This is a genomic window from Pseudomonas sp. AC463 (assembly GCF_979253585.1).
In genome coordinates this window covers 1-261 of sequence record NZ_CEEDDZ010000769.1, presented here as the reverse complement: position 1 = coordinate 261, position 261 = coordinate 1, and the positions used below count along the sequence as shown (strand labels likewise).

The 261-nt window shown below is 70.9% G+C and carries 1 protein-coding gene; it reads right to left on the bottom strand.

Features of this window, described 5'->3' with window-relative positions:
• Positions 1-20: 20 nt before the first annotated feature.
• Positions 21-261: DUF3253 domain-containing protein (locus AC0IYH_RS32305; protein ID WP_471838406.1), on the bottom strand; the 241-nt coding region annotated here is incomplete at its 5' end.

The following is a 261-nucleotide window of genomic DNA, read 5'->3' as shown; positions in this document are numbered from 1 at the left end:
GACATGGGAGGGGGCGGGGGTCAATCGTCGCCGCGACGGCCGATCCTGTACGGTCCTGACCGCGTCGCCATCGGTCGTCCCTTCCAGCTCAGCCGCACCAGCCCGTCATCCACCAGCCCATCGATCGCGGCGTGGACCGCGGGCATTGCGCCGCGCCAATCCGATGCGATCGCCCGAGCCACGTCACTCGGGCAGATGGTCGCGTCCGGTTCCCGGCGCGCGAGCAGGGACAGCGTCGTGGCCCTTGGGTCGGTCATGCGA